At 32.5% G+C, this 2,687-nt stretch carries 1 protein-coding gene and 2 pseudogenes; 1 reads left to right on the top strand and 2 read right to left on the bottom strand.

Annotated features, from left to right (window positions below; all coding sequences use genetic code 11):
• Positions 1-759 (top strand): annotated as a pseudogene (locus NYG85_RS11915) (hypothetical protein); the annotation flags it as partial.
• Between the two features lie 343 nt (positions 760-1,102).
• On the opposite strand, the pseudogene NYG85_RS12265 reads toward NYG85_RS11915, so the two are convergent.
• Positions 1,103-1,971, bottom strand: a pseudogene (locus NYG85_RS12265) (Cj0814 family flagellar-dependent secreted protein).
• A 6-nt stretch (positions 1,972-1,977) separates the two neighbouring features.
• Positions 1,978-2,208 carry a hypothetical protein gene (locus tag NYG85_RS11930; RefSeq protein ID WP_284938886.1) on the bottom strand — a complete coding sequence of 77 codons (231 nt, stop codon included), beginning with the start codon at positions 2,206-2,208 and terminating at the stop codon, positions 1,978-1,980.
• Positions 2,209-2,687: the final 479 nt, after the last annotated feature.

Raw genomic sequence — 2,687 nt, forward strand, 5'->3', positions numbered from 1 at the left:
AAAATCGGTCTAAGCGATGAGAATTTAAACACAATAAATCGTGTTTTTGGCAGTGATGATGTTTTTAAAAATGATGATGGCAGTGTGATTTTAAACGGCAATGCACAAAATTTTGTATCAAGCTGGTTTGCTGATATTGCTTATAAACGTGGCTATTTAAGGGCTGATGATGATAAAAACGGGATTTTAAATAAAACCGAGCAAGAAAGGACAAATTCGTATTTTGAAAACTACTGGGCAGGTTTTATAACATACAACAACACAATCACAGCTCACATAAATTTAGGTATTGATAGCTATCAAAAGTCAAATAGTAGCTTTGAAAGCCTATTTATGCCAGCTAATTACAGCCCGACAAGCAAGACCATTGAGCGTGAGCTAAACCGCACAATTAGCGATGATAAAGACCAAGACGGCAAAATTTCACTAAACGAAACTTGGAGCAAAGCCCAGCTAGATGAGCATTTAAACAGGGCAGTTACATACTCAAAGGGCTTTATGGCACCGCCACACATAGGCACTTTAATAAGTGATGAGGAGCTAAAAGTCCAAGCCGCAATCGCTGCAAAAATCAAACTTGAAAATATCGGCAAAGAGGGGCTAAATAGCGATGAAAAAGAGGCTTTGGCTAAATTCTACCCAGGCGCCCTAAATCAAAACACAAACACCAATAATAAAGAGATAACAAATATGCAAAATTTACTAAGTGAGCTAAAAGATAGCTTTTTAAAGAGCATTAGGGTTGATAAGGTGGTTTAGGTAAAATAACTTCATAATCTAAACCTCGTCATTTATCCATACTCTTTATCTCTTGAAAAATAATGTTTGAGAAGGTTTGTATTGCTTAACGATATAGCCTTTTATCCCCTAAAATAACATTAAAATTTAAAAGTGGCACATTTTAACAAGACATTTAACACAAAAATTTGACAGATATAAAACCGATAAAAATATTCCAAAAGATTTAAAAAAAGCTAAAAAATACTACAAAAAAGCTTGTAAGCTTGGCTTAAAACTTAGCTGTAACTATGCAAAAGAGCTTTAAGGCTCTTTTGCGTTTTTAATTAAAATCCCATAAAGGCCAACTCAATGTTGCCTGTTATTACACCGCCGTTTGGCTCATAAGTGCATTAATACGCTCCATTAATTTTTTGGCTTCGGCTTTATCGTTGTTTTGCAAGGCTGTGCTGGTTTGATTTTTACTTTTTTGCCTTAAAAGCTCTTGGATTAAAATTTCATCTTGTGCTACTTTTTCTAGATTTATGTTGCTTACTTTCGCTTTAAATTCATTTTGCAAACTTAGGGCGTATGAGAGTGTTGCGTTTTGTATTTTTGTATCTCCGCTATTGCTTGCCTTTGCATTTACGTTTTTTAAAAAGCCTACAAAAACGCCCTCTTTACTAAAATCTCCATCCTTTGTCTTATAAAAAGACATATCCGTATCAAAACGAACTGTGCCATCTCTTTTTTGATTTAAAAATTCTTTTGAGAAGTCTAATTTGCTAACATTAAAATTTACATCAGTCCCTCTAAAGTCATCTTCTAGGGCTTTTGCGTCATCAAACTGCTCTTTTGTTTGGTAGATATTTGTTACTTTATATTTTGATTTATCAGAGATTACAATGTTGTTTGAATCCTCGCTGGTTGTTACGGTATAGCCTTTTGGGAGTTTTGCTAGGTCTTGTTCGTTAAAGCTCTCTTTTTCTTGCGTAATGCCATTTGTGATTTGGTTAAAATTCTACACCATTGCTTATTCGTGTCAGCTACGTCTAGATTTTCAAAGACTTTTGCATTTTTAGTTGGCTTATTATAAAAGCTTATTTCGTTAAAATCTACAATATCATCAAGTGTTTTTTTGTGAATTTTAAAGTCGCTTGGTAGTCCAGCGGCCTTATTAAAGTCAGCACCCATAAAACCTTGTGCGTCTATGCCATAACCATACGAGTTTGGATAAAATTTTGCTTCATTTATGCTAGATTATAGTGAATTTTGTGTTTGATTGGATAAAGACAAAGATATTTCTTGCCCTATCTTTACGTTATTTTGAGCAATAATTTCAGCTTGTGATGCTAGTTCTAAATTATAGCTTTGTGCTAAAAGCTCAGCACCAAAAGTTGTGCCACCAGCTTCTTTTTTGGCTTTTAGCTCTTTTGTTTTAGAGACCACAGAGCCAAATTCTAAATTTTTATCCAAAGCAACACTGCTCATCGCCATCTCCTTAATTTTATTTTAAATTATTAGGCAAGATTTGTTCCAACTTTTGCTGATATAAAAATATCACAAAACTCATCATTTTTTTAATAATAATTTGACAAGAAAAAATTTATATTATTTTTCTCATTGTTTCTTTTTTAATTAAACTATCTATATAAACATATCTTTGAAATTTACCATTTCATCTGCGAAGTCTAAAAAATGCTCTATTTTCATAAAAATGCCTTTTTGACATAATGTATAATTATATAAAATTTTAAAAATATTATTTGACATAATAAAACAGCACCTACGAATAATTTTAAAGCCATACAAGCTGTAAGCGAGAGCAAAACCTATAAAGATGAAAGCACGAATGAGCTTAAAAAATTTTATGAATTTATAAAAAAAGAGTTTGAAAGTGGCAAAAATACATTTGAAATTCTAAAATCTGTCGCTCAAAACAGAGTGGATAAAATGGCGTGAGCTAAGCT

It is taken from the genome of Campylobacter gastrosuis, from assembly GCF_030249845.1.
Lineage (GTDB): Bacteria > Campylobacterota > Campylobacteria > Campylobacterales > Campylobacteraceae > Campylobacter_A > Campylobacter_A gastrosuis.

Coding starts and splice junctions, on each gene's coding strand:
- NYG85_RS11930 (WP_284938886.1), bottom strand. CDS start 2,208: ATGAGCAGTGTTGCTTTGGATAAAAATTTAGAATTTGGCTCTGTGGTC.